The 19,573-nt window shown below is 74.8% G+C and carries 16 protein-coding genes; 9 read left to right on the forward strand and 7 right to left on the reverse strand.

Going from position 1 to position 19,573, the window contains the following annotated elements; translation table 11 throughout:
• Positions 1–13: 13 nt before the first annotated feature.
• The 6 genes from ACXNSR_RS30245 to ACXNSR_RS30270 all read right to left on the reverse strand — a co-directional run bounded on the left by ACXNSR_RS30245 (position 14) and on the right by ACXNSR_RS30270 (position 5,516).
• On the reverse strand, positions 14–583 hold the full coding sequence (locus tag ACXNSR_RS30245) for a GNAT family N-acetyltransferase (RefSeq protein ID WP_458638517.1): 570 nt from the start codon (positions 581–583) through the stop codon (positions 14–16).
• Positions 584–629: 46 nt separating this feature from the next.
• Complete coding sequence (locus ACXNSR_RS30250) at positions 630–1,385, reverse strand: cobalt-precorrin-6A reductase (protein WP_458638518.1); 756 nt, start codon at positions 1,383–1,385, stop codon at positions 630–632.
• On the reverse strand, positions 1,375–2,124 hold the full coding sequence (cobM, locus tag ACXNSR_RS30255; protein WP_458638519.1) for a precorrin-4 C(11)-methyltransferase: 750 nt from the start codon (positions 2,122–2,124) through the stop codon (positions 1,375–1,377). The genes ACXNSR_RS30250 and cobM overlap by 11 nt, the downstream gene beginning before the upstream one ends.
• Positions 2,121–3,374, reverse strand: coding sequence for a precorrin-6y C5,15-methyltransferase (decarboxylating) subunit CbiE (cbiE, locus tag ACXNSR_RS30260; protein WP_458643437.1), 1,254 nt, complete (start codon positions 3,372–3,374; stop codon positions 2,121–2,123). The genes cobM and cbiE overlap by 4 nt, the downstream gene beginning before the upstream one ends.
• 478 nt (positions 3,375–3,852) lie before the next feature.
• Positions 3,853–4,455, reverse strand: coding sequence for a TetR/AcrR family transcriptional regulator (locus ACXNSR_RS30265; protein ID WP_458638520.1), 603 nt, complete (start codon positions 4,453–4,455; stop codon positions 3,853–3,855).
• A gap of 92 nt (positions 4,456–4,547) precedes the next feature.
• The gene (locus ACXNSR_RS30270) at positions 4,548–5,516 is read right to left on the reverse strand and encodes a trypsin-like serine peptidase (protein ID WP_458638521.1); all 969 of its coding nucleotides are present in this window, start codon (positions 5,514–5,516) and stop codon (positions 4,548–4,550) included.
• A gap of 227 nt (positions 5,517–5,743) precedes the next feature.
• Between ACXNSR_RS30270 and ACXNSR_RS30275 the strand changes: the two genes are divergently transcribed.
• From ACXNSR_RS30275 to ACXNSR_RS30295, 5 genes are read left to right on the forward strand one after another with little or no spacing between them, the layout of a single operon-like run.
• Positions 5,744–7,033 carry a hypothetical protein gene (locus tag ACXNSR_RS30275; protein WP_458638522.1) on the forward strand — a complete coding sequence of 430 codons (1,290 nt, stop codon included), beginning with the start codon at positions 5,744–5,746 and terminating at the stop codon, positions 7,031–7,033.
• Entirely contained in the window at positions 7,030–9,093 is a 2,064-nt protein-coding gene (locus ACXNSR_RS30280) for a VMAP-C domain-containing protein (RefSeq protein WP_458638523.1), read from the forward strand. Before ACXNSR_RS30275 ends, ACXNSR_RS30280 begins: the two co-directional genes overlap by 4 nt.
• 31 nt (positions 9,094–9,124) lie before the next feature.
• A complete protein-coding gene (locus tag ACXNSR_RS30285; RefSeq protein ID WP_458638524.1) occupies positions 9,125–10,234 on the forward strand; it encodes an AAA family ATPase in 1,110 nt (369 codons plus the stop codon).
• Positions 10,231–13,812 carry an SAV_2336 N-terminal domain-related protein gene (locus tag ACXNSR_RS30290; protein WP_458638525.1) on the forward strand — a complete coding sequence of 1,194 codons (3,582 nt, stop codon included), beginning with the start codon at positions 10,231–10,233 and terminating at the stop codon, positions 13,810–13,812. The genes ACXNSR_RS30285 and ACXNSR_RS30290 overlap by 4 nt, the downstream gene beginning before the upstream one ends.
• A gap of 34 nt (positions 13,813–13,846) precedes the next feature.
• Positions 13,847–14,035, forward strand: coding sequence for a hypothetical protein (locus tag ACXNSR_RS30295; RefSeq protein WP_458638526.1), 189 nt, complete (start codon positions 13,847–13,849; stop codon positions 14,033–14,035).
• A gap of 89 nt (positions 14,036–14,124) precedes the next feature.
• On the opposite strand, the gene ACXNSR_RS30300 is transcribed toward ACXNSR_RS30295, so the two are convergent.
• Positions 14,125–15,018, reverse strand: coding sequence for an ion transporter (locus ACXNSR_RS30300; RefSeq protein ID WP_458638527.1), 894 nt, complete (start codon positions 15,016–15,018; stop codon positions 14,125–14,127).
• Between the two features lie 318 nt (positions 15,019–15,336).
• On the opposite strand from ACXNSR_RS30300, the gene ACXNSR_RS30305 reads away from it, so the two are divergent.
• The 4 genes from ACXNSR_RS30305 to ACXNSR_RS30320 all read left to right on the forward strand — a co-directional run bounded on the left by ACXNSR_RS30305 (position 15,337) and on the right by ACXNSR_RS30320 (position 19,570).
• Positions 15,337–15,936 (forward strand): acyltransferase, encoded by a 600-nt coding sequence (locus ACXNSR_RS30305; protein ID WP_458638528.1) that lies wholly within the window; start codon positions 15,337–15,339, stop codon positions 15,934–15,936.
• Positions 15,937–16,371: 435 nt separating this feature from the next.
• Entirely contained in the window at positions 16,372–17,541 is a 1,170-nt protein-coding gene (locus ACXNSR_RS30310) for a hypothetical protein (protein WP_458638529.1), read from the forward strand.
• The gene (locus ACXNSR_RS30315; RefSeq protein ID WP_458638530.1) at positions 17,538–18,314 is read left to right on the forward strand and encodes a WecB/TagA/CpsF family glycosyltransferase; all 777 of its coding nucleotides are present in this window, start codon (positions 17,538–17,540) and stop codon (positions 18,312–18,314) included. Before ACXNSR_RS30310 ends, ACXNSR_RS30315 begins: the two co-directional genes overlap by 4 nt.
• Positions 18,314–19,570, forward strand: a complete 1,257-nt coding sequence (locus ACXNSR_RS30320) for a nucleotide sugar dehydrogenase (RefSeq protein WP_458638531.1) — start codon at positions 18,314–18,316, stop codon at positions 19,568–19,570. The genes ACXNSR_RS30315 and ACXNSR_RS30320 overlap by 1 nt, the downstream gene beginning before the upstream one ends.
• Positions 19,571–19,573: the final 3 nt, after the last annotated feature.

Genomic DNA, 19,573 nt, shown 5'->3' on the forward strand with positions numbered 1-19,573 from the left:
GTCCCCGGGCGCTTCAGCCGGCCGCGGGCACGCCCGCGCCCGCCGCCGCGCCACGGCCACGGGCCAGGCGGAACAGCACGTTCGGCCGCAGCGGGCCCTCGGGCGCGTCGGGGTCGTCGAAGTCGCCGGCCGGGTCCCGGGTCATGCCGATCCGCTCCATCACCGCCTGGGAGCGGAGGTTGCCGGCGGTCGTCACGGCGAGGATCTCCGCCAGCCCGAGCGCGTCGAAGCCGTGGGCCAGCACCGCCCGCGCGGCCTCGGTGGCGTAGCCGTGGCCCCAGGCGGCCCGGGCGAGCCGCCAGCCGATCTCCACTCCGGTGAACGGCAGGCCGTCGTCCACGTGGTCCATGCCCGCGAAGCCGATGAACTCGCCCGTGGCCCGGACCTCCACGGCCCACCAGCCGTAGCCCCGCCGGTCGAACGCGGCCCGGAACCGCACGATGGACGCCTCGCTCTGCTCACGGGTGAGCGGGTCGCCCAGGTGCCGGCGCACCTCGGGGTCGGCGTTCATCGCCGCCCAGGGGTCGAGGTCGGAGTCCTGCCAGGGGCGCAGGACGAGGCGTTCGGTGTGCAGTACGGTCATGCCACCCACCCAACGTGAGCCCCGTTCCCGGGGCAAGTTCCTTTTCTCACCGCTCGCGCAGCCAGCGGCCGACGGCCTCGACCGAATCGGTCTGCGCGATCCCCGCCGGGACCGGGGGCCGGCGTACGACGAGGACCGGGATGCCGGCCTCGCGGGCGGCGGTGAGCTTGGGGGCGGTGGCCGAGCCGCCGCTGTCCTTGGTGACCAGGACGTCGATCCGGTACCGGGCGATCAGTTCCCGCTCGTCGTCCAGGGTGAACGGGCCCCGGGCCAGCAGGACTTCCAGGTGCGGCGGAACCGGCGCGGCCGGCGGGTCCACCGAACGCACCAGGAACCAGGTGCCGGTGAGGTGCGCGAAGGTGTGCAGGCCCATCCGGCCGGTGGTCAGGAACGCGCGGGAGCCGAGCCCGGGCAGCCGCTCGGCCGCCTCCTCCAGGCCGTCCACGAAGGTCCAGTCGTCGCCCGGCCCCGGCGTCCAGCCCGGGCGCCGCAGCGCCAGCAGCGGGACGCCGGTGAGCGCCGCCGCCCCGGCCGCGTTGAAGCTCATCCGCTCGGCGAAGGGATGGGTGGCGTCGACGAGGTGGGTGACCCCGTGGGAGCCGATCCAGGCCGCCAGCCCCGCGGGCCCGCCGAAGCCGCCGATCCGGGTCTCGCCGGGCGGCAGCGCGGGCGAGGCGACCCGCCCCGCCAGCGAGGTCGTCACCCGGTAGGAGGGATCCCCGGCCAGTGCCTCCGCGAGGCGCCGGGCCTCCGTCGTACCGCCCAGGATCAGGACGTGGGCCGCGGCCGTGTCAGCAGACATGCCGGTCGCGCTCGGGCGAGTACAGGTGGCTGTCGCGGAACTGCTCCGCGCCGAGCGTGCGCCCCACCACGATGACGGCGGTGCGCACCAGGCCGTGCTCCTTCACCCGGGCGGCGATGTCGGCCAGGGTGCCGCGCAGGATCAGCTCGTCGGGGCGGCTGGCCATCGCCACGACCGCCACCGGGCATTCGGCCCCGTAGTGCGGCAGCAGTTCGTCGACGACCCGGTCCACGTAGCGGGTGGCCAGGTGCAGCACCAGCAGCGCGCCGCTCGCGCCCAGCGTGGCCAGGTCCTCGCCGGGCGGCATCGGGGTGGCCTGCTGGGCGATCCGGGTCAGGATCACGGTCTGACCGACGGTGGGGACGGTCAGCTCCCGCTTGAGGGCGGCGGCGGCCGCGGCGAAGGCCGGGACACCCGGGACGACCTCGTAGGGGATGCCGGCCGCGTCGAGCCGCCGCATCTGCTCCGCGACCGCGCTGAAGATCGAGGGGTCGCCGGAGTGCAGCCGCGCCACGTCCTGGCCCGCCGCGTGGGCCCGTACGCACTCCGCGATGATCTGGTCCAGGTCGAGCTGCGAGGTGTCGACCAGGCGGGCGTCCGCCGGGCACTCGGCGAGCAGCTCGCGCGGCACGAGGCTGCCCGCGTACAGGCAGACGGGGGCGGCGGCCAGGGTCCGGGCACCGCGCACCGTGATCAGGTCGGCGGCGCCGGGGCCCGCACCGATGAAGTACACGGTCATGTTCGATCCTTCTCCTTGGATGCGGTGGCCGGTCCGGCAGGCTTCGTCACCGACCACTGGGTGACCGGCATCGCCTGCCGCCAGCCCGTGAAACCGCCCACCGGCACGGCGTGTGCGACGGCGAGCTTCACCAGTTCGCCGCCGTGGCGCCGGTAGCGCTCGGCGAGCACCGCCTCCGACTCCAGGGTGACGGTGTTGACCACCAGCCGGCCGCCGGGGGCCAGCGCGTCCCAGACCGCGTCCAGCAGGCCGGGCGCGGTCAGCCCGCCGCCGATGAACACGGCGTCGGGGGCCGGCAGCCCGGCCAGGGCCTGCGGTGCGGCGCCGATGACCACGCGCAGGCCGGGTACGCCGAGGGCCGCCGCGTTGCGGGTGATGCGCGCGGCCCGCTCCGGGACGCGCTCGACGGCCACCGCCCGGCACGAGGGGTGCGTGCGCATCCACTCGATGCCGATGGAGCCGGAGCCGCCGCCGATGTCCCACAGCAGCTCGCCGGGGGCGGGGGCCAGCGCGCACAGGGTCGCGGCCCGCACGTGGCGCTTGGTGAGCTGCCCGTCGTGTTCGTACGCCGTGTCCGGGAGGCCCGGGGTCGCGCCGAGGCGCGGCGCGCCGTGGGCCGGGTCGCGGCGGCAGTCGAGCGCGACCACGTTCAGGGGGTCTCCGGGCGCGTGGTCCCAGCCGTCGGCATGGCCCTCGTACGTGTCCTCGCGCTCGGACCCGAGCTGTTCCAGCACCCGCATCCGGCTCGGGCCGAAGCCCCGCTCCCGCAGCAGGGCGGCGATCTCGCCCGGGGACGACGCCCCGGCGCTGAGCACCAGCACCCGGCGCCCTTCGTGGAGCGCGGCCGCCAGCCGGGCCACCGGGCGGCCGACCACCGTGACCACCTCGGTGTCCTCCACCGGCCAGCCCAGGCGGGCGCAGGCGTAGGACACCGACGAGGGGTGCGGGTGGACCCGCAGCGAACGCGGCCCGAGCTCCTCGGCGAGGGCGCGGCCGATGCCGTAGAACATCGGGTCGCCGCTGGCCAGCACCGCGATCCGGCGGCCGGTGTGCTCGGCCATCAGCTTCGGCACGGCGGGCCGCAGCGGGCTCGGCCAGGCCACCCGCTCACCGGCGCACTCGGCGGCCGGCAGCAGGTCCAGCTGGCGCGGACCGCCGATCAGCACCTCGGCCGCGGACAGCGCGGAGCGGCCGGCGGCGCTGAGCCCGGCCCAGCCGTCCGCGCCGAGGCCGACGACCGTCACGGGCATGGGGGGCGGCGGGGAGCTCACTGCGCGGTTCCTCGGGGACGGGATGCGGAAAGAGGGCGGACCCGCAGCCTACTGGCCTGCGGATCCGCGCCCCGCGCCGCCCTGGCCGAGGCCCGTCCGGAGCCGGCCCCGGCGGGCCGGGTGGGCCCTCGGCGACAGCTCCGGCGAGCTGCTGCGGGCCGCCTTCCGAGAAGCTCACGGGGGTCTCGTACGCCGCACTGCCGCGCTGAGCCGCGCCGAGCCGCGCTGAGGGGGGCGCGCGGTCGCCGCGCCATGAGTCCGCCCGCCCCCGCGTCGCCTCCGGGCGCCCCGGCGCGGGCCTGCCCCGCGCGCCCCCCGCGCAGCAGAATCTGCGGCATGGACGACGAGCCGGACAACCACCCAGAAACCCGCGGCCGTCACGACCGCATCGACCGGCAGGACCGGCACGACCGGCAGGCCCGGCACGACGGGAGAACGGGCCGGACCGGGCGGGAGCTCAGACGGGCTCGGGGCGCAGGGAACGCCAGATGTGGTCGGGGAGGTGGCGGGCGGCCTCGGTGAGGTCGATCTCGTAGGTGCTGGACAGCCAGCGCCGGGCGGCCTCCGCGAGCGGGCCCATGACCAGCACCTCCACCACGGGCGCCGGGAGCGGGGCGATCTCGCCGCGCTCCGCACGCACCTCCAGCCAGCGCATGATGGGCCCGAACTTCTCCGCCTTGGCCGCGGCGATCTCCTCGGCGCGCGCCACCAGATAGCCGGAATAGGCGGAGGCGTGCAGGAACAGCGCCACGTCCCGGTGTTCCCGGGTGAACGTCAGATAGGCGGTCACCCACGCGCGCACCCCCGTGCGGGCCGTGCGGCACCGGGTGAGGGCGGCGACCATGGCGTCGCACAGCTCGTCCATGCACCGGATGTAGAGGGCGGCGGCGAGACCGTCGAAGCTGCCGAAGTGGTGGTAGAGGCTGCCGAGGCTGACCCCGCCGGCCGAGACGACCGCGTTCACGGTGAAGCCCTGCTGGCCGGACTCGGCGAACACCCGCAGGGCGGTGGTCAGGAGCCGGTCGACCGTGGCCTCGCCCCGCTGCTGCTTAGGAGACATGGTGCGGTCCCGTCGGTGTGCGTCCTGATGCCCGAAATCCGTGCCGACGAGCCTAGCAACCCGGGACCCGCGGAACCGGTCGGACGTGGGGCTCAGGGCTTGGCGGAGCGCTCGTACAGGGCGCGGACCCCGTCGCCGAAGCGGACGCAGTACGAGGTCTCCTCGTCCCCGCCCCCGTCGCGCCCGCCGATCACCCCGATCAGGGTGCTGCGGCCGGTCGTCACCGGGCCCCCGCTGGTGCCGTTGGGCACGTCCGCGCAGTCCAGGCGCACCTGTGTCGGCCCGGCCGGGACGGCGGTGTTGCGGCACTCCAGCGGCTGCTCGGCGCCGTTGGGGTAGCCCATGAGCCGTGCGGGCGCCGGTAGTTCGGTACCGAAGTCCATGGTCAGGGCCCCCGTGACGTCCTCCAGCCGCTGCCCCGGATAGCCCGGCCGGCGCACCCGGACCAGGGCCACGTCGTGGTCGGGGTCCTGGTCCTGCGTCCAGCGCGGGTCCACGTCGATCCGGGTCGGCACCCAGATGCCGTACGGGGCCACGCCGTCCCGGTAGCCGGGCGCGAAGGCGAGGTTGGTGCGGAAGCCGCCGCCGTACACGCAGTGCGCGGCCGTGGCGATGAGGTCGCCCCGCGGGGAGTGGACCACGACCGCCGAACAGTGGTGGTCGGGGTCGCCGTCACCGCCGGGGGAGAACAGCGCGCCCACGGCGGGTTCGGCCGGGGCGGGCCGGGCCTCCAGGGGATCGGAGGGCTGCCACCCGGCGTACCGCCAGTCCGCCCCGCCCCCGCCGTCACCGAAGGCCTTGCCGTCCGTCGGCGCCTCCGTGGCCTCCCGCACGATCCCGTCCAGCACCGAGGCCGCCGTCTTGTCGGCGCGTTCGGGGTCCTGCTGGTAGACGCCCTGCGCCGGATCGCCGTCCGTGCGGGTCGCGGCGATGCCGCGCAGCTCCCAGGCGACGTAGCCGACGCCCGCGAGGACAACGGTGCACAGGAGGCCGACGGCCACGGAGCCCCGCGGGGCGGCCCGGCCCCGCCGCCGTTCCCGCTCGTCAACCTTGCCGACCATGTGGTACTCCCGCCCCTGACGCCTTCAGACTCTTCCTTCGATGGGGGAGCGGCGGCCCGGGTTCCGGAGGGCGGACGTGTCCGTGCTCACAGCCCCCGCCCCCGGTACCCCCGCCGGCGGCCCCCGATCCGCCCGCGCACGCCGAACTCGACGTTCCATGGCCCCTGTTGCCCCCGCCGGGCTATGGTGCCGGGCGGGGGACGACTGCGCGAGGGGGCCGGGCTGCGATGCGTTTTCTCTTTGTCCACGGTACGGGGGTACGGCGTGAGCGCCACGACAGGCTGTTCGCCCGGGTCCGGGAGCGCCTGACCGCCAGATTCCCCGGAGCCGCCGTCGAATCCTGCTACTGGGGCGACCGGTTCGGCGCGACCCTCGGCGCGGGCGGCCGTTCGGTGCCGGGACTGCGCCCCGGACCGCAGGGCGCCCCCGACCCCGTGGACGCGGAGACCGCCGAGTGGGCGCTGCTGCTCGCCGACCCGCTGTGCGAGCTGCGGGTCCTGGCCGAGGCGGGCTGGGCGGGCCCCGGCGACCGGGGCGGCGCCGGCGGCGAGGACGCCGGGTACGACGAGGACGCCGGGTACGGCGACGCCTTCGCGATGCCCGGCGTACGGGCCGCCGGAGCCCGGGTGCTCGCGCTGCTCGAAGGCCTGCCGCCCGCACCGCCCCCGACCGGGGACGAGCTCGGCGCCCTGCTGCACGGCACCGGTCTCGCCGCGGGCTACGCCACCGCCCTGGACGCCGCCGCCGGCTCCGCCGAAGCGGCCCGGGCGGCGGCCCGCGCCGCCGACGAGCCGCAGGCCCGCGAGCTGGCCACCGCCCTCGCCCGGGCCGTGACCGCCGGCGCCCTCGCCGCCGCCACCGACGAGGCCGACTGCACCGGCGCCGAACGCGACCGCCTCGTCGAACTGCTCACCACCCGCCTCGGCGGCGACGGCCGGGTTCCCGGTGCCCGCGTGGCCGCCGTCCTGGGCCGGCTCGCCCTGCGGGTCACCGCCCAGCCCCTCCTCGACGCCCGGCGCGGCTCCCTCACCGTCGGCGCCACCCCCGTGCTCGGCGACATCCTGCGCTACCAGTCCCGAGGCCACGAGCTGCGGGACTTCCTGCACGCCCGGATCACCGCGGACCCGGGGCCGACCGTACTCATCGGCCACAGCCTCGGCGGGATCGCCCTGGTGGACCTCCTCACCCTCGCCGCCGCCCGCGGCGAGGCCGTCCCCGGGGCCGAGCTGCTGGTCACCGTCGGCTCCCAGGCCCCGTTCCTGTACGAACTGGGCGCGCTCACCGCACTCGAACCCGGCGCGAAACTCCCGTACGGCTTCCCGCGCTGGCTCAACGTCTACGACCGGCACGACGTGCTCTCCTACCTCGCCGCACCCGTCTTCCCCGGCGACGCGCGCGTCAGCGACCACGAGGTCCGCAGCCGCCAGCCCTTCCCGGCCTGCCACAGCGCCTACTGGAAACAGGACTCCCTCTACGAGCGCATCGAACAGGCGGTGACCGAGGCGGAGATCGGGTGACTTCCGCCGACTTCCTGCCTGCGGCCCTCGGACCGCAGCGCACCTTCGCGCTCGTCGCCGGGGTCGAGCGCTACGACATCAGCCACCGCTGGAACCTGCGCGGTCCGGCCCGCGACGCCCTGCGCTTCGCCCGGTGGCTGACCGGCCCCGCCGAGGTGCCGCCCGGCAACGTCCGGCTGCTGCTCTCCCCGCTCGACGAACCGGGCGACCTCGACTGGACGGACTCCCCGGCGATGGCAGCCCTGCGCACGGCCTGCCGGCCGGCGACCGAGGAGAACGTGAAATCGGCGCTCCTCGACGAACTCCCGCAGTGCGACGGCGACCTGCTGTGGATCTTCTGGGCCGGACACGGCTACCTCGGGCCGCGCCAGGAGCTGATGCTGCCCTGCGCCGACGCCCGCCCCAGCCAGATCAGGCACCTCAACCTCGACTCGGCGCTGCGCTGGTGGCGGACCGACCTCGTCAAGCAGCGCCGCTTCCCGCTCCAGGCCGCACTCGTGGACTCCTGCCGGGTCGACGCGCCGCGCGACACCCGGTGGAACTTCGGCAACACCGATTACGGGGGCGGGAGTTCGGTGCCGGGCCGACGCCAGTTCCGGCTCTACGCCTCCCGCGAGGGCGAGGTCGCGCAGAACGACCCCGAGCGCGGCGCCGGCCGGTTCACCGAGGCCCTGCTCGGCGAACTGGACGGACGGTCCCTGCGGGAGAGCGTCAGCGGGCTGCCCGGCGCCGCCCTCAGCATCCACCGCACCTTCCAGGAGCTGCGCGAGCGCGGCGAGGGCTGGCAGCTGCCGCAGTTCATCGTCGACCGGGACTGGGACGCCTGCTCCTTCCTCGACGACGACCTGGCCCGCCTCGCGCCGCCCCGGGCCGCCAGGCTCGACCAGGCCGCCTGGGACGGGCTCGGCGAGCTCTTCGAGGGCCGCCGGCTGCCGCGCTGCGCCTACGAGGCCTACGCCTGGGCGTTCAAGGCGGCCGGCTGCACCACCCCGGCGCACGGCGGCCTGCCGGGGGACGGCCTGCTGGAGGTGGTCCAGGACCTGGACGACCGGCAGGGCGGGCGCGCCGGGATGCCGCTGGCGGTGCCCTTCGTGCGGTTCCTCGCGGACCGGGCCGCCGCCGCGGGCGACGCCCGCTGGGCGGCCGGCCTCGGGGACTGGGTGCGGGCCACCCGCGAGCGCCTCGCCCTGCCGGTGCTGCCCCCGCCCCCGCCCCCGGCCCGCCGGACGGTCCTGCACGTCCGGCTGGAGACACCGCCGGGCGGGGAGCCCGGATTCCTGGCCCGGATGTGGCTGCGGGGCGAACGGACCCGGCACATATGGGAATCGGAGGGCAGGCCGGTCGCACTGGACGAGGTGCGCGAACAGCTCGTACGGCAACTCGCCCTCGTCGCGGACGCGCCGGCGGCCGACGGCGAGGCCGGGTGGCAGGTGTACGCCGCACTGGACCGCGTCGAGTTCCACGTGCCGTACGAGCTGCTCGACGCCGACTTCGACCAGTGGCCGGTGCCCCGCGGCCCGGCCGGCCGGCGCCGCGCCCTCGGCCTGCTCCACCAGGTGGTGGTGCGCTGTCCGCAGGAGCGGGCGGACACCCGGGCCGAGTGGCACGGCACCTGGCGCTGGCTGCACGCCCGGGGCGGCCGCCACCCCGACGCCGTACGGGTCGTCGTGGACGAGGAGGTCACCGACGCGCTCGGGATGGAGCTGGCCGCGCAGCCGCCGCCCGCGTGCGTCCTCGCGCACACCACGGCCGCCCCGCACGCCGGTCTGCTGGAGGCCGTACTCGAAGGCGGGCTCCCGGTGGCCGTGTGGCGGCGCGGGGGCGGCCCGCCCGCACCCGCGCTCCTCGACCTGCTGGCCCCGGCCGGGCCGGACGGCCGCCCCGACCCCGGCGCACTGGACGTACTCGCCCTGCCCGCACGCCTGCGGGAGGTGCGCCGGGCGGCCGCGGGCGCCGCCGGGGGAGCCGCGCGCGCCCATCAACCACCCGCAGGGGGAGACCAGTTGGTGCTCCTGTGGGACGATCCCGACGACATGCCGGGCCTCCGGTCCCTGGCCTGACCCCGACCACCGACCGACGGCGGAACCGAAGATGGAGGCAGAGGCAGTGGTGAAGGACTGGTGGCTGTACCACGGGACCGGCGAGGGCGCGGACCGGCGTGCCCGCCTCGAGGCCGGATTCCCGCCACCCTGGCGGGACTTCACCGGCGCCCCCGACCCCGGATACGCGCCGCCCGGGTGCGCGGGAGCGGCTTGGGAGCGCACCTGGCGGCGCGGCGAGGGCTACGTACCCGACGAGCCGGAGAAGGACGTCGTCAACACCGCCCTGCACCTGCGCAGGCCGCTGCTCGTCACCGGGAAACCGGGCGTCGGGAAGTCCACGCTCGCCTACAGCATCGCCTCCGACCTGAACCTGGGACCCGTACTGCACTGGCCGATCACCAGCCGGACCGTACTGCGGGACGGGCTCTACCTGTACGACGCCATCGGCCGCCTCCAGGAGGCCGGGCTGGAGCAGCTGCGCACACCGGGCGCGCAGCCCGCCACGGCCCTGCCCGCGCCCGCGGAGGACACCGCTCCCGAGGCGGACACCGTCCCCGCCCCGTCCGCCCCCTCGATCTCCCGCTATCTGCGCCTCGGCCCCCTCGGCACGGCCCTGCTCCCGCAGGACCGCCCCCGCGTGCTGCTCGTCGACGAGATCGACAAGAGCGACATCGACCTCCCCGGCGACCTCCTCACCGTCTTCGAGGACGGCGGCTTCCTGATCCCCGAACTCGCCCGCCTCGCCCAGGAGGACCCCACCGTCGCCATCGGCACCGACGACGACCCCGACGCGGTCGTACGGATCACCCAGGGCCGCGTCCAGTGCCGCTACTTCCCCGTCGTCGTCCTCACCAGCAACGGCGAACGCGACTTCCCGCCCGCCTTCCTGCGCCGCTGCGTCCGCCTCCACCTGGAGCCGCCGGGCCCGGACAAGCTCGCCCGCATCGTGCGCCGCCGGCTCGGCGTCGACATCGAATCCGGCGAGGAGTACCAGGACCTCGTCCAGGCCTTCCTCGACCGGGGCGAGGACGGCGACCTGGCCACCGACCAGCTCCTCAACGCCATCCAGCTCCGCCTCGCCGGTGCCTGGTCCGCGCCCGCCGACCGCGAACGCTTCCTCGCCACCGTCATGCAGCACCTGACCGGGCCCACGGCGTGATCGAGCAGCTGCTCGCGGCCCTCGCCGACGGCGCCGACGGCAGCGTCCCGAACACCGGCATCGGCGCGGAGGAGATCGCCGACATCCTGTGGCTGGCGGCCCGGGTCGACGCGGGCCGCGAGGCCCGCCCGCCGCAGGCCCCCGGCGCCGACCCGCCGGGCGGGCCGCCGCCCCCCGACACCCCCTCACCCGAGCCCGCGGCGCCACCCGGGCCCGGCACCCCCACCGGCGCCGAACCGGCCGTCCAGCTCTTCCCGGCCGCCCGGCGCGACCCCACCGGGAAGCCGGACGACGGCGCGGCGGCCCGCCGGGGCTCACCCCTGCGGCTGCCGCGGGCCGCCTCCCTCGACGACCCCCTCGCCCTGATGCGCTCCCTGCGGCCCGTCGGGAGGCGCTCCATCGGCGGCCCGGGGGAGGAGCTGGACGAGCAGCTCACCGTGGAACGCAGCATCGAACGCATGGTGACGACCCCGGTCCTGCGCCCCGCCGAGAGCCGCTGGCTGGACCTGGCCCTCGTCGTCGACACCCACCGCTCCATGCTGCTCTGGTCGGACCACGTGGACGAGCTCCGCCGCGTCCTGACCCGCAGCGGGGTCTTCCGCGACGTGCGCACCTGGCAGCTGACCGGCACCGCCGCCGGCGCCACGCCGATGGTCACCCGCGGCCACGGCGGCCCGCCCCGCAACCCCCTGGAACTGGCCGACCCGGCGGGCCGCCGCCTGATCCTCGTACTCTCCGACACCGTGGCGGGCGGCTGGCGCGAGGCCCCGGTGCAGGGCATGCTGCGGCACTGGTGCGCGCACAACGCCGTCGCCGTGCTCAACGTCCTGCCCGAACGGCTCTGGACGCGCGGCGCCGTCCGGCCCGTCCCCTTCGCCGTCCGCGCCGACCGGCCGGCCGCCGCCACCCGCTCCTGGCAGTGGATCCCGGCCGCCCGACGCGCCCGCGCCGGACGCCGGCGCGCCGCGGTCCCGGCCGTCGTCCCCGTGGTCGGTGTCGCCTCCGGCAGCCTGGCCCGGCTGGTGCGGGTGGTCTCCGGGGACGGCCGGTGGCGGCGCCTTGCCTGCCTGCGCCTGGACCCCGGACCCGCCGCCCACGGTGCCCCGGACGATCCCGCCCCCGGCGTCGGACGCAGCGCGCTGGAGGTGGTGGAGGACTTCCGCGCGAGCGCCTCTCCGACGGCCCAGCAGCTCGCCGCCCACCTGGCCGCCGTACCGCTCACCCTGCCGGTGATGACCCTGGTCCGGCGCTCCCTGCTGCGCGACTCGGAACACGGCCACCTCGCCGAGGTCGCCCTCGGCGGTCTCTTCGAGGACTGGGACGACGAACAGGACCCCGGCGAGGTGGAGTTCGAGTTCCTGCCCGGCGTACGGGAGGCACTGCTCGGCTCGCAGCGGCGCGGGGACGTGGCCGCCGTGCGCGAGCTCGTCCGGCGCCGCGTGTGGGAGTTCATGTCCCGCAACCGCAGCACCGGCCCGGACTTCTCCGCGACCCGGGTCACCACCGGCCGGGAGGGCGGGCGCCGGGTGCTCGAAGGGGCCCTGCCGTTCGCGGCCCGGCCACCGCGGGAACCGGGCCTGGCCGACCGCGTCGTACGGGTCCGCCACGACGGGATGCCCGAGCCGCAGGAGGTCGGCACCCTGCTGACCCCCCGCCTCGTCCTCACGGTGGGGGACGCGGTGCCCCCCGCCGGAGCGGTGGCCTGGGTACGGCCCGGCGACCGGGAGATCCCCTGCCGTGCGGTGTGGTGGGACGACGCCGCCCCCCGGATGCTGCTGCTCCAGGCCGACGAGGACCTGATCGACCCGGTGGCCGGCGCGCAGCCGCTGCCCTGGCTCACGGCGGAGGACCACCACCGCCTGGACCGGCTGCGGATCGACGGCCGCACCGACCGGGGGGACCCGCTCGCGCTCACGGGGGAGGCGGCCCCGCACGACGGCGAACGCAACGGCGAGCTCGTCCGGCTCTCCGCGGAACCGGAGGGCTGGACGCACTTCCGCGGCGGCCCCGTCTCCGCGGACGGCGCGCTGGCCGGCGTCGTCCACACGGTCTGGCCCGACCGCATGGTGTTCCTGCTGGCCGACGCCCTGCTGGAACAACCGGGCTTCCGCGCGGCCCTGGAGGGTTCCGGGCGGGTGCCGGACACCGGGACCGCGGTGTGCCTGGCGGTGCTGCCGGCCGCCGACGGCGCGTATCCGAAAGGGAGTTCGGCGAAGGCCGAGACGCACGCGATGCTGGCCGAGCTCATGGCGTACACGGGCGTCACCGGGCGGCTGACCGGCGGCGAGGGGGACGCTCCCCTGCTCGTGACGCTCGCCGCGCCGGGCGCCCACGCCAAGGCGGGCCGGCTCCTGCGCGATCTCCCCGGAGTCATGACCCGGTACGGATTCCGGCGCGTGGACGGCATGCACCCCTCCCTCGGCGTGGCCGTGGGAGACGGCGAGGACGAGAGCGCCCGGCTGGTGCGGCACCCCGTGATCGCGGATCTGCTGGGACGGACGGTGCGCCCGGGGGCTCTCGTCCTCGCCGTCTCCCACCGCCTGCACGAGGAACTGGGCGACGTGATCGGCTCGCCCGCCCGGCTCGCGCTGCGCCGGGTGGGCGGCGCCGACGAGGGCTGGGTGTGCTCCGACGACCACGCGCCCGCCGGGGTGCTCGGGCAGGTACTGGCCGAGGCGGGCGGGCTCCTGGACGAGGGCGTCGACTGGCCGGCCTGCGCCCTGGTGATCTCACCGGCCGAGCCGCGAGCCTGCACCGGCATCCGGCTGCCGGGCCGCGAGCGGTGCCTGGCACATCTGGAGATCGAGGACCAGGAGGACTACCTCGGGACCCTGTCGCCGGGAGCGCCGGTGGACCTCCGGGGCACCACCCTCGACCACGGCCTGCTGTCGCGCCTCCTCATGGCGCTGCGGCCGAGCGGTCCGGGACCCGCCCGGGTGGGGCCGGCGGCCTTCGACCGGGCCCGGTTCACGGACGGCTGGAACCGGGCGGACGTCGAGTTCTCGGACCGCGCGTCCTTCGTCCGGGCCACCTTCGCGGGCCGGGCCGGTTTCGCCGGAGCCGCCTTCGCCGGGCCGGTCTCCTTCGACGGAGCGGTCTTCGAGTACGTCGGAGACTTCGACCGGTGCCGCTTCCAGCGGACGGCCACGTTCCGCCGGACGCTCTTCCACGCTTCGGCGGGGTTCAAGAACGCGGTGTTCCTCGCTGACGTCTCCTTCGCCCGGGCCGTGCTGGAGGCGTCCGCCGACCTGAACGGCGTACGGGCGGCCGGGACGGCGGACTTCTCCCGCACCGTCTTCGGCGGCCTGGCCATGCTGAACGAGGCGGGCTTCGCCGGGGCCGTCTCCTTCGCGTCCGCGGCGTGGGAGGGCGGGTTCCTGTCCAGCAGAGCCGTCTTCGAAGCGCCGGTGGACTTCGAGCGGGCGAGCTTCCGGGGCCGGGTCCGCCTCGACGGCGTGCTCTTCGAGGCGGACTCGCTCGTCGGCCAGTTCCCCCGCGTGGCACCGCCGGACGGCTGGTCCTCCGTCCGGCGGTCGGACGGCACCTGGGACATCCGGCTGCTCGACACCGAGGCGTAGTACCCCAGCAGGACTTCGTGCACGGCCGCCGTTCGTGACCACCGTCATCCGGTACCTCCAGGCCGTCCTCTACGACCTGCCGGCCGGGCCCCGCCTCTGCCTGGTGGTCAACAGCCGCGACCCGCTGTACTCCTACGCCGGCTCCGACCTCCCCGCCCTCACCACCGCCACGGTCGGTTCGGTGAGCGGGAGCGAGGCCCGGCTGGAACTGCCGCTGGGCTGATACCCCGGGGCTCCACGCCCGTACGGCTGTCGACCGGACGGACCGCGACGTCGCACCGGAGTACCGGCCCGCGGTGCGGCCACGGGCCCTCAGGGCCCGGTGTGCGAGGACTCCAGCTGCCGTTCCGGCCGTCCGGCTCCGGCCGCCACCGGCAGGCTCGCCTCGATCTCGTCCAGGGCCCGCCGGGCGGTCGCGATCCGTGCCCGGACGTCGGGATCCGCGCCCGGGGCCGGGGCGCGGTTCGCCTCGTCCTCCATCTCGCGCGCCTCGTCCAGGGAGTTGAGGACGACGCCGATGAGTACGTTCACCAGCACGAAGGAGGCGAGCAGCGCGTAGGAGGCGTAGTAGATGATGCTCAGCCGGGAGATCTGCAGCCCCGCGCGGACGGCGTCGGTCAGACCGTCGAGCGTGGTCAGCAGGAAGAGCGTGAGCATCGCGCGGCCCACCGAGCCGTAGTGCCCGGGGTCCGACTTCGCGAAGCACACCCAGCCGACCATGGCGTACACGTACAGCACCAGCGCGCCGACGAACAGGAAACTGGCGGTGCCCGGCAGGCTGCGGCCCACCGCGATCAGCAGGATGCGCAGGTGGGGCAGGAAGCGGGCGGTGCGCAGGACGCGGGCCAGCCGCAGCAGCCGCAGCAGGGTGGTGTTCTCGCGGACGAGCGGGACGAAGGCGGAGGCCACGACCGCGAGGTCGAAGAGGTTCCAGGGATCACGGAAGAATGCTTTCGGCCGGTCGGCGCAGGCACCCAGGCGCAGCAGCATCTCCAGGGTGAACAGGGCCAGGCAGCAGTTCTCCGCGCCCTGCAGCACGAGCCGGTACTCGGCGGCGAGCCCGCTGTACGTCTCCACCCCCATCAGCGCGGCGTTGAAGAGGATCGCGCAGAAGACGACCATCCCGAAGGCGGGGGCCTCCGTGGCCACCCGGCAGCGGGCTGCCAGCTTCATCCGGCCGCGTCCGGCCGGCCTCGGGTCTCTCATCGTGCTCCTCGTGCTTTTCGTGTGCGCCGCGGGCGAAACGGCGGGCCACCCCTCTAACGCCGCGAGGCCGATCGGGTTTCACCCCTTTACGCCCTCCGGTGCATCCGGGCGTGAGCGGGCGCACGGTTCCGCTCCCGGGCGCCGCCTTTCGCCCCCTCGCCCCGGGCCGGGGTCAAGTGCGTTGCGTGAACAGTCGGTTGATCTGCGGGTGGGGTGAGCCTTCGGCGCATATGCTCGCTTCGTACACCCGCACTGCGTACATCCGTACCCCGTGCATCCGTGCTTCCGCATGCCTCGCAGCCGTAAGGGGACCGCGCCGTGAGTGTCCGTATCCAACCCTCCTCCCAGGTCGACGAGAGCGCCGAGCTCGGTGAGGGGACCACGATCTGGGATCTGGCGCAGATCCGCGAGGAAGCCCGGCTCGGGCGCGGGTGCATCGTGGGGCGCGGGGCGTACGTGGGGCCCGGTGTGAAGATCGGCGACCACGTGAAGCTGCAGAACTACGCGCTCGTCTACGAGCCCGCGGTCCTCGGCGACGGGGTCTTCATCGGCCCGGCGGCGGTGCTCACGAACGACTTCTACCCGCGCGCGGTCGACCCCGAGGGCCGGATCAAGCGTGACGGCGACTGGGAGGCCGCCGGGGTCGTGGTCGCCGAGGGGGCCTCGCTCGGGGCCCGCTCGGTGTGCGTGGCCGGGGTGCGCGTCGGGCGCTGGGCGCTCGTCGCGGCCGGCGCCGTGGTGTCCAAGGACGTGCCGGACTTCGCGCTCGTCGCGGGCGTTCCGGCGCGGCGGATCGGCTGGGTGGGCCGGGCCGGGGTCCGTCTGGTGGAGCGCGAGGGGGAGCCGGGCACCTGGGAGTGTCCGCGCACCGGAGCGCTGCACGACGAGAAGGACGGCACGCTCATCGAGCGAACCTGACGGAATGTCGGCAATTTAGGGCACCGGCATTTCCTCAAAACCACAATCAATGAACATCCGTGGGCATAACGTGTCCCTGCACACGGGATCTGAGCAGGCAACAGGCCATGTTCAGTGGGGGGTTGTGTACGACGAGGGCACCGGGGCAGTGCCAGGTCGGCGCGGGCACACCCGCGCCTGCTGACACTGCCGTTCACGCGTGTCCCGGTCCGAGGCATCGCTGGGGGGATCCAGACGCCGGCCTCCGGACGGTTCGTGCCGTCGGCGCGTGACATCGCCGCGGGCGCGGACGCCGTCATGCGCAGTCCCCCTCCACGGAGTGACGACCGCCAGGTCCGTCCGAGGAGAACGAACAGAGGGGGTAGGTGTGTTGGAGCCGTACAGCTCGGACATACGGGGTGCGGGGAGCACCAGGGGAATCGGGGTGGGGACCCGATGAACACCACACGATTAGGAGCACTGGCTCACGAGGATCCGTCGCTGCACGCCCTCGCCGAGCGGCTGCTCGCGCTGGCCGAGGCGGGACTTCCGGCGATGTACCTGCCGGACGCCGAGACCTTCGTGTTCACCCGGGCAGGGGTCGTCTCGCCCGAGGGAACTCCCGTCCTGGAGGACCGGGGAACCAGCACCCGGTACGCGGCGATCACCGCACTGGGAGCCCGTTTCCTGCCCGAGGACCGGCAGCGCCCGCTCTTCGGCGGGCGCACCGCCGAGGAGTTCACGGGCGTGCTCGTGGAGCGGCTGCCCGGGGTGAGCAACCTCGGCGACGCGGCGCTCGTCGCCTGGGCCGCCGCGGAGACCGGTCATCCCAAACTGGCCGACGCGCTCGACCGGGTGGCCGCACTGGACGTGCCCGGCCGGCCGCAGTACACGGTCGAAGCGGCCTGGGTGCTCTCCGCACTGGCGGCCGCGCGCGCCGTCGTGGACGTGGAGGAGCGCCTCTCGGCGGCCCGCGTACGGCTGCTGGCGGCCAGGGTCGGCGACAGCCCGCTCTTCCCGCACGCCACCGAGCCCGGGCTGGTCCCCGGCTACCGGTCCCACGTGGCCTGTTTCGCCGACCAGACCTATCCGCTGCAGGCGCTGGCCCGGCTGCACGCGAGCGGCGACGACCCGCAGGCCCTCGCGGCCGCCGACGCCTGCGCCGCCCGCATCTGCGAACTGCAGGGCGACGGCGGACAGTGGTGGTGGCACTACGACGCCCGCGACGGCTCACTGGTGGAGGGCTACCCGGTCTACAGCGTGCACCAGCACGCGATGGCCCCGACCGCCCTGTTCGACCTGGCCGAGGCGGGGGGCACCGACTTCGGCGCCGCGATCCGCCGCGGGCTGCGCTGGATGACCGACGTGCCCGAAATCGCGGACCCCACCGGGAACCCGCGGGAGCCGATGATCCGCGAGGACTTCGGCGTCACCTGGCGCAAGGTCTACCGCGGCGACCCCAAGAAGGCCGTCCGGGCCGCCCGCGGGCTCACCACCCGGGTGGCACCGCGCGCCAGGCTCGCCCCGCTCGACCGGATCTTCCGCCCCGGCGCGGTGGACCGCGAGTGCCGCCCGTACGAGTTCGGCTGGATGCTCTTCGCCTGGCTCGGAGGACCCCAGAGATGACACGACGAGAGTCCCTCTTCGGGGTCCCGCTCGACCCGCTGACCATGGACGAGACCGTGCAGCGCTGCCTCGACGCGGTGCGGCGCGGAGAACAGATCGAGATCGGCATGGTCAACGCGGCCAAGCTGGTCAACATGCGGCGCGACCCCCTCCTCGCCGAGGCGGTCGCCGGCTGCGACCTGGTCCTGGCCGACGGCCAGGCGGTGGTCTGGGCCGGCCGGGTGCTGGGCGTCAGGCTGCCCGAACGGGTCGCGGGAATCGACCTGTTCATGCGGCTGCTGGCCGCCGCCGAGGTGGCCGACATCCCCGTCTACCTGCTCGGGGCCCAGGAGGACGTCCTGGAGATGATGCTCGGGCAGATCTCCGAGCGCTTCCCGAAGCTGCGGGTGGCCGGCAGCCGCAACGGCTACTTCGGCGACGGCGACCAGGAGGCGATCGCCGACGCCATCGCCGACAGCCAGGCGCGCCTGCTGTTTCTCGGCATGACCTCGCCCAAGAAGGAGATCTTCACCGCCGGCTACGGCAAGCGCACCGGCGCGCACGTCGTCCACGGCGTCGGGGGTTCCTTCGACATCCTCGCCGGCATCACCAAGCGGGCCCCCCTGGTCTGGCAGCGGATGGGACTCGAATGGTTCTACCGCACCCTCCAGGAACCGCGCCGTCTGGGCAAGCGCTACCTCACCACCAACGCTGCCTTCCTGCTCATGACGGTCCGGGAACTCATCCACCGCACACCGTCTGCCGGTTCCGCTTCCGCGAAGGGGAGTTACTGATGCGCGTCGTCGTCGTGGGACAGGGATACGTCGGACTGCCACTGGCGATCCGGGCCGCCGAGGTCGGACACCAGGTGATCGGGTACGACGTGGACACCCGGCGGGTCAAGAGCCTCGCCGCCGGTGAGTCGTACGTGGAGGACGTCACCTCCGAACGGCTGGCCCGCGCGCTCGCGCGCGGCACCTACCGCCCCAGCGAACTGGCCCGGGACTGCGGCGGCTTCGACGTCGCCGTCGTCACGGTCCCGACACCCTTACAGGACGGAGCCCCGGACCTGCGCTACATCGAGGAGTCGGCGCACACCCTGGCCCGCTTCCTGCGCCCGGGTGCCACCGTCATCCTGGAGTCCACCACCTACCCGGGCACCACCGAGGAACTGTTCGCGCCCATCCTGGAGGACGGCTCCGGGCTCACCGCGGGCGAGGACTTCCACCTGGGCTACAGCCCCGAGCGCATCGACCCCGGCAACACCGTCTGGGGCTTCCAGCAGACCCCCAAGGTGGTCTCCGGCGTCGACGCCCGCTCCCTGAAGGCCGTCGAGTCCTTCTACGGGGACCTCGTCGACACCACCGTGCCGGTGCGCTCCCCCAAGGAGGCCGAGCTGGCCAAACTGCTGGAGAACACCTTCCGCCACGTGAACATCGCCCTCGTCAACGAGATCGCGATGTTCGCCCGCCACCTGGACATCGACGTCTGGCAGGCCATCGAGGCGGCGTCCAGCAAGCCCTTCGGATTCATGAAGTTCACCCCCGGACCGGGCGTCGGCGGACACTGCCTGCCGATCGACCCGTCCTACCTCAACTGGCGGGTGCAGCGCGAACTCGGCCAGAACTTCCGCTTCGTCGAACTCGCCAACGACATCAACAACCACATGCCCGAGTACGTGACGCGCCGCGTGATCGACGCGCTCAACTCCAAGCGCCGCTCGGTCAACGGCTCCAAGGTCCTGCTGCTGGGGCTGGCGTACAAGAAGAACACCGGCGACGCCCGGGAGTCGCCCTCCGTCCGGATCGCACAGCTGCTCCTCGACATGGGGGCCAAGGTCCGCGCGGCCGACCCCCACGTGGTGGAGAGCATCAAGGTCGACGCCCGCCTCGTGCGGGTCGAGCCGACCCGCAAGGAGCTGGCGGCCGCCGACGTGGTGGTCCTGCTCACCGACCACGACTCCTTCGACTACCAGATGGTCACCGAGCACGCCTCCTACGTCCTCGACTGCCGCAACCGGGTCTCCGGACCCACCGTGGAGGTGCTCTGACCC

The sequence above is a fragment of the Streptomyces sp. NC-S4 genome, from assembly GCF_054353315.1.

Excerpts from the sequence above, each read along its gene's own strand:
- ACXNSR_RS30310 (WP_458638529.1), top strand. The coding sequence starts at position 16,372 with ATGAACACCACACGATTAGGAGCACTGGCTCACGAGGATCCGTCGCTG.
- ACXNSR_RS30285 (WP_458638524.1), top strand. The coding sequence starts at position 9,125 with ATGGAGGCAGAGGCAGTGGTGAAGGACTGGTGGCTGTACCACGGGACC.
- ACXNSR_RS30300 (WP_458638527.1), bottom strand. The coding sequence starts at position 15,018 with ATGAGAGACCCGAGGCCGGCCGGACGCGGCCGGATGAAGCTGGCAGCC.
- ACXNSR_RS30320 (WP_458638531.1), top strand. The coding sequence starts at position 18,314 with ATGCGCGTCGTCGTCGTGGGACAGGGATACGTCGGACTGCCACTGGCG.
- cobM (WP_458638519.1), bottom strand. The coding sequence starts at position 2,124 with ATGACCGTGTACTTCATCGGTGCGGGCCCCGGCGCCGCCGACCTGATC.
- ACXNSR_RS30250 (WP_458638518.1), bottom strand. The coding sequence starts at position 1,385 with ATGTCTGCTGACACGGCCGCGGCCCACGTCCTGATCCTGGGCGGTACG.
- ACXNSR_RS30315 (WP_458638530.1), top strand. The coding sequence starts at position 17,538 with ATGACACGACGAGAGTCCCTCTTCGGGGTCCCGCTCGACCCGCTGACC.
- ACXNSR_RS30265 (WP_458638520.1), bottom strand. The coding sequence starts at position 4,455 with ATGTCTCCTAAGCAGCAGCGGGGCGAGGCCACGGTCGACCGGCTCCTG.
- ACXNSR_RS30270 (WP_458638521.1), bottom strand. The coding sequence starts at position 5,516 with ATGGTCGGCAAGGTTGACGAGCGGGAACGGCGGCGGGGCCGGGCCGCC.
- cbiE (WP_458643437.1), bottom strand. The coding sequence starts at position 3,374 with ATGCCCGTGACGGTCGTCGGCCTCGGCGCGGACGGCTGGGCCGGGCTC.
- ACXNSR_RS30245 (WP_458638517.1), bottom strand. The coding sequence starts at position 583 with ATGACCGTACTGCACACCGAACGCCTCGTCCTGCGCCCCTGGCAGGAC.
- ACXNSR_RS30275 (WP_458638522.1), top strand. The coding sequence starts at position 5,744 with ATGCGTTTTCTCTTTGTCCACGGTACGGGGGTACGGCGTGAGCGCCAC.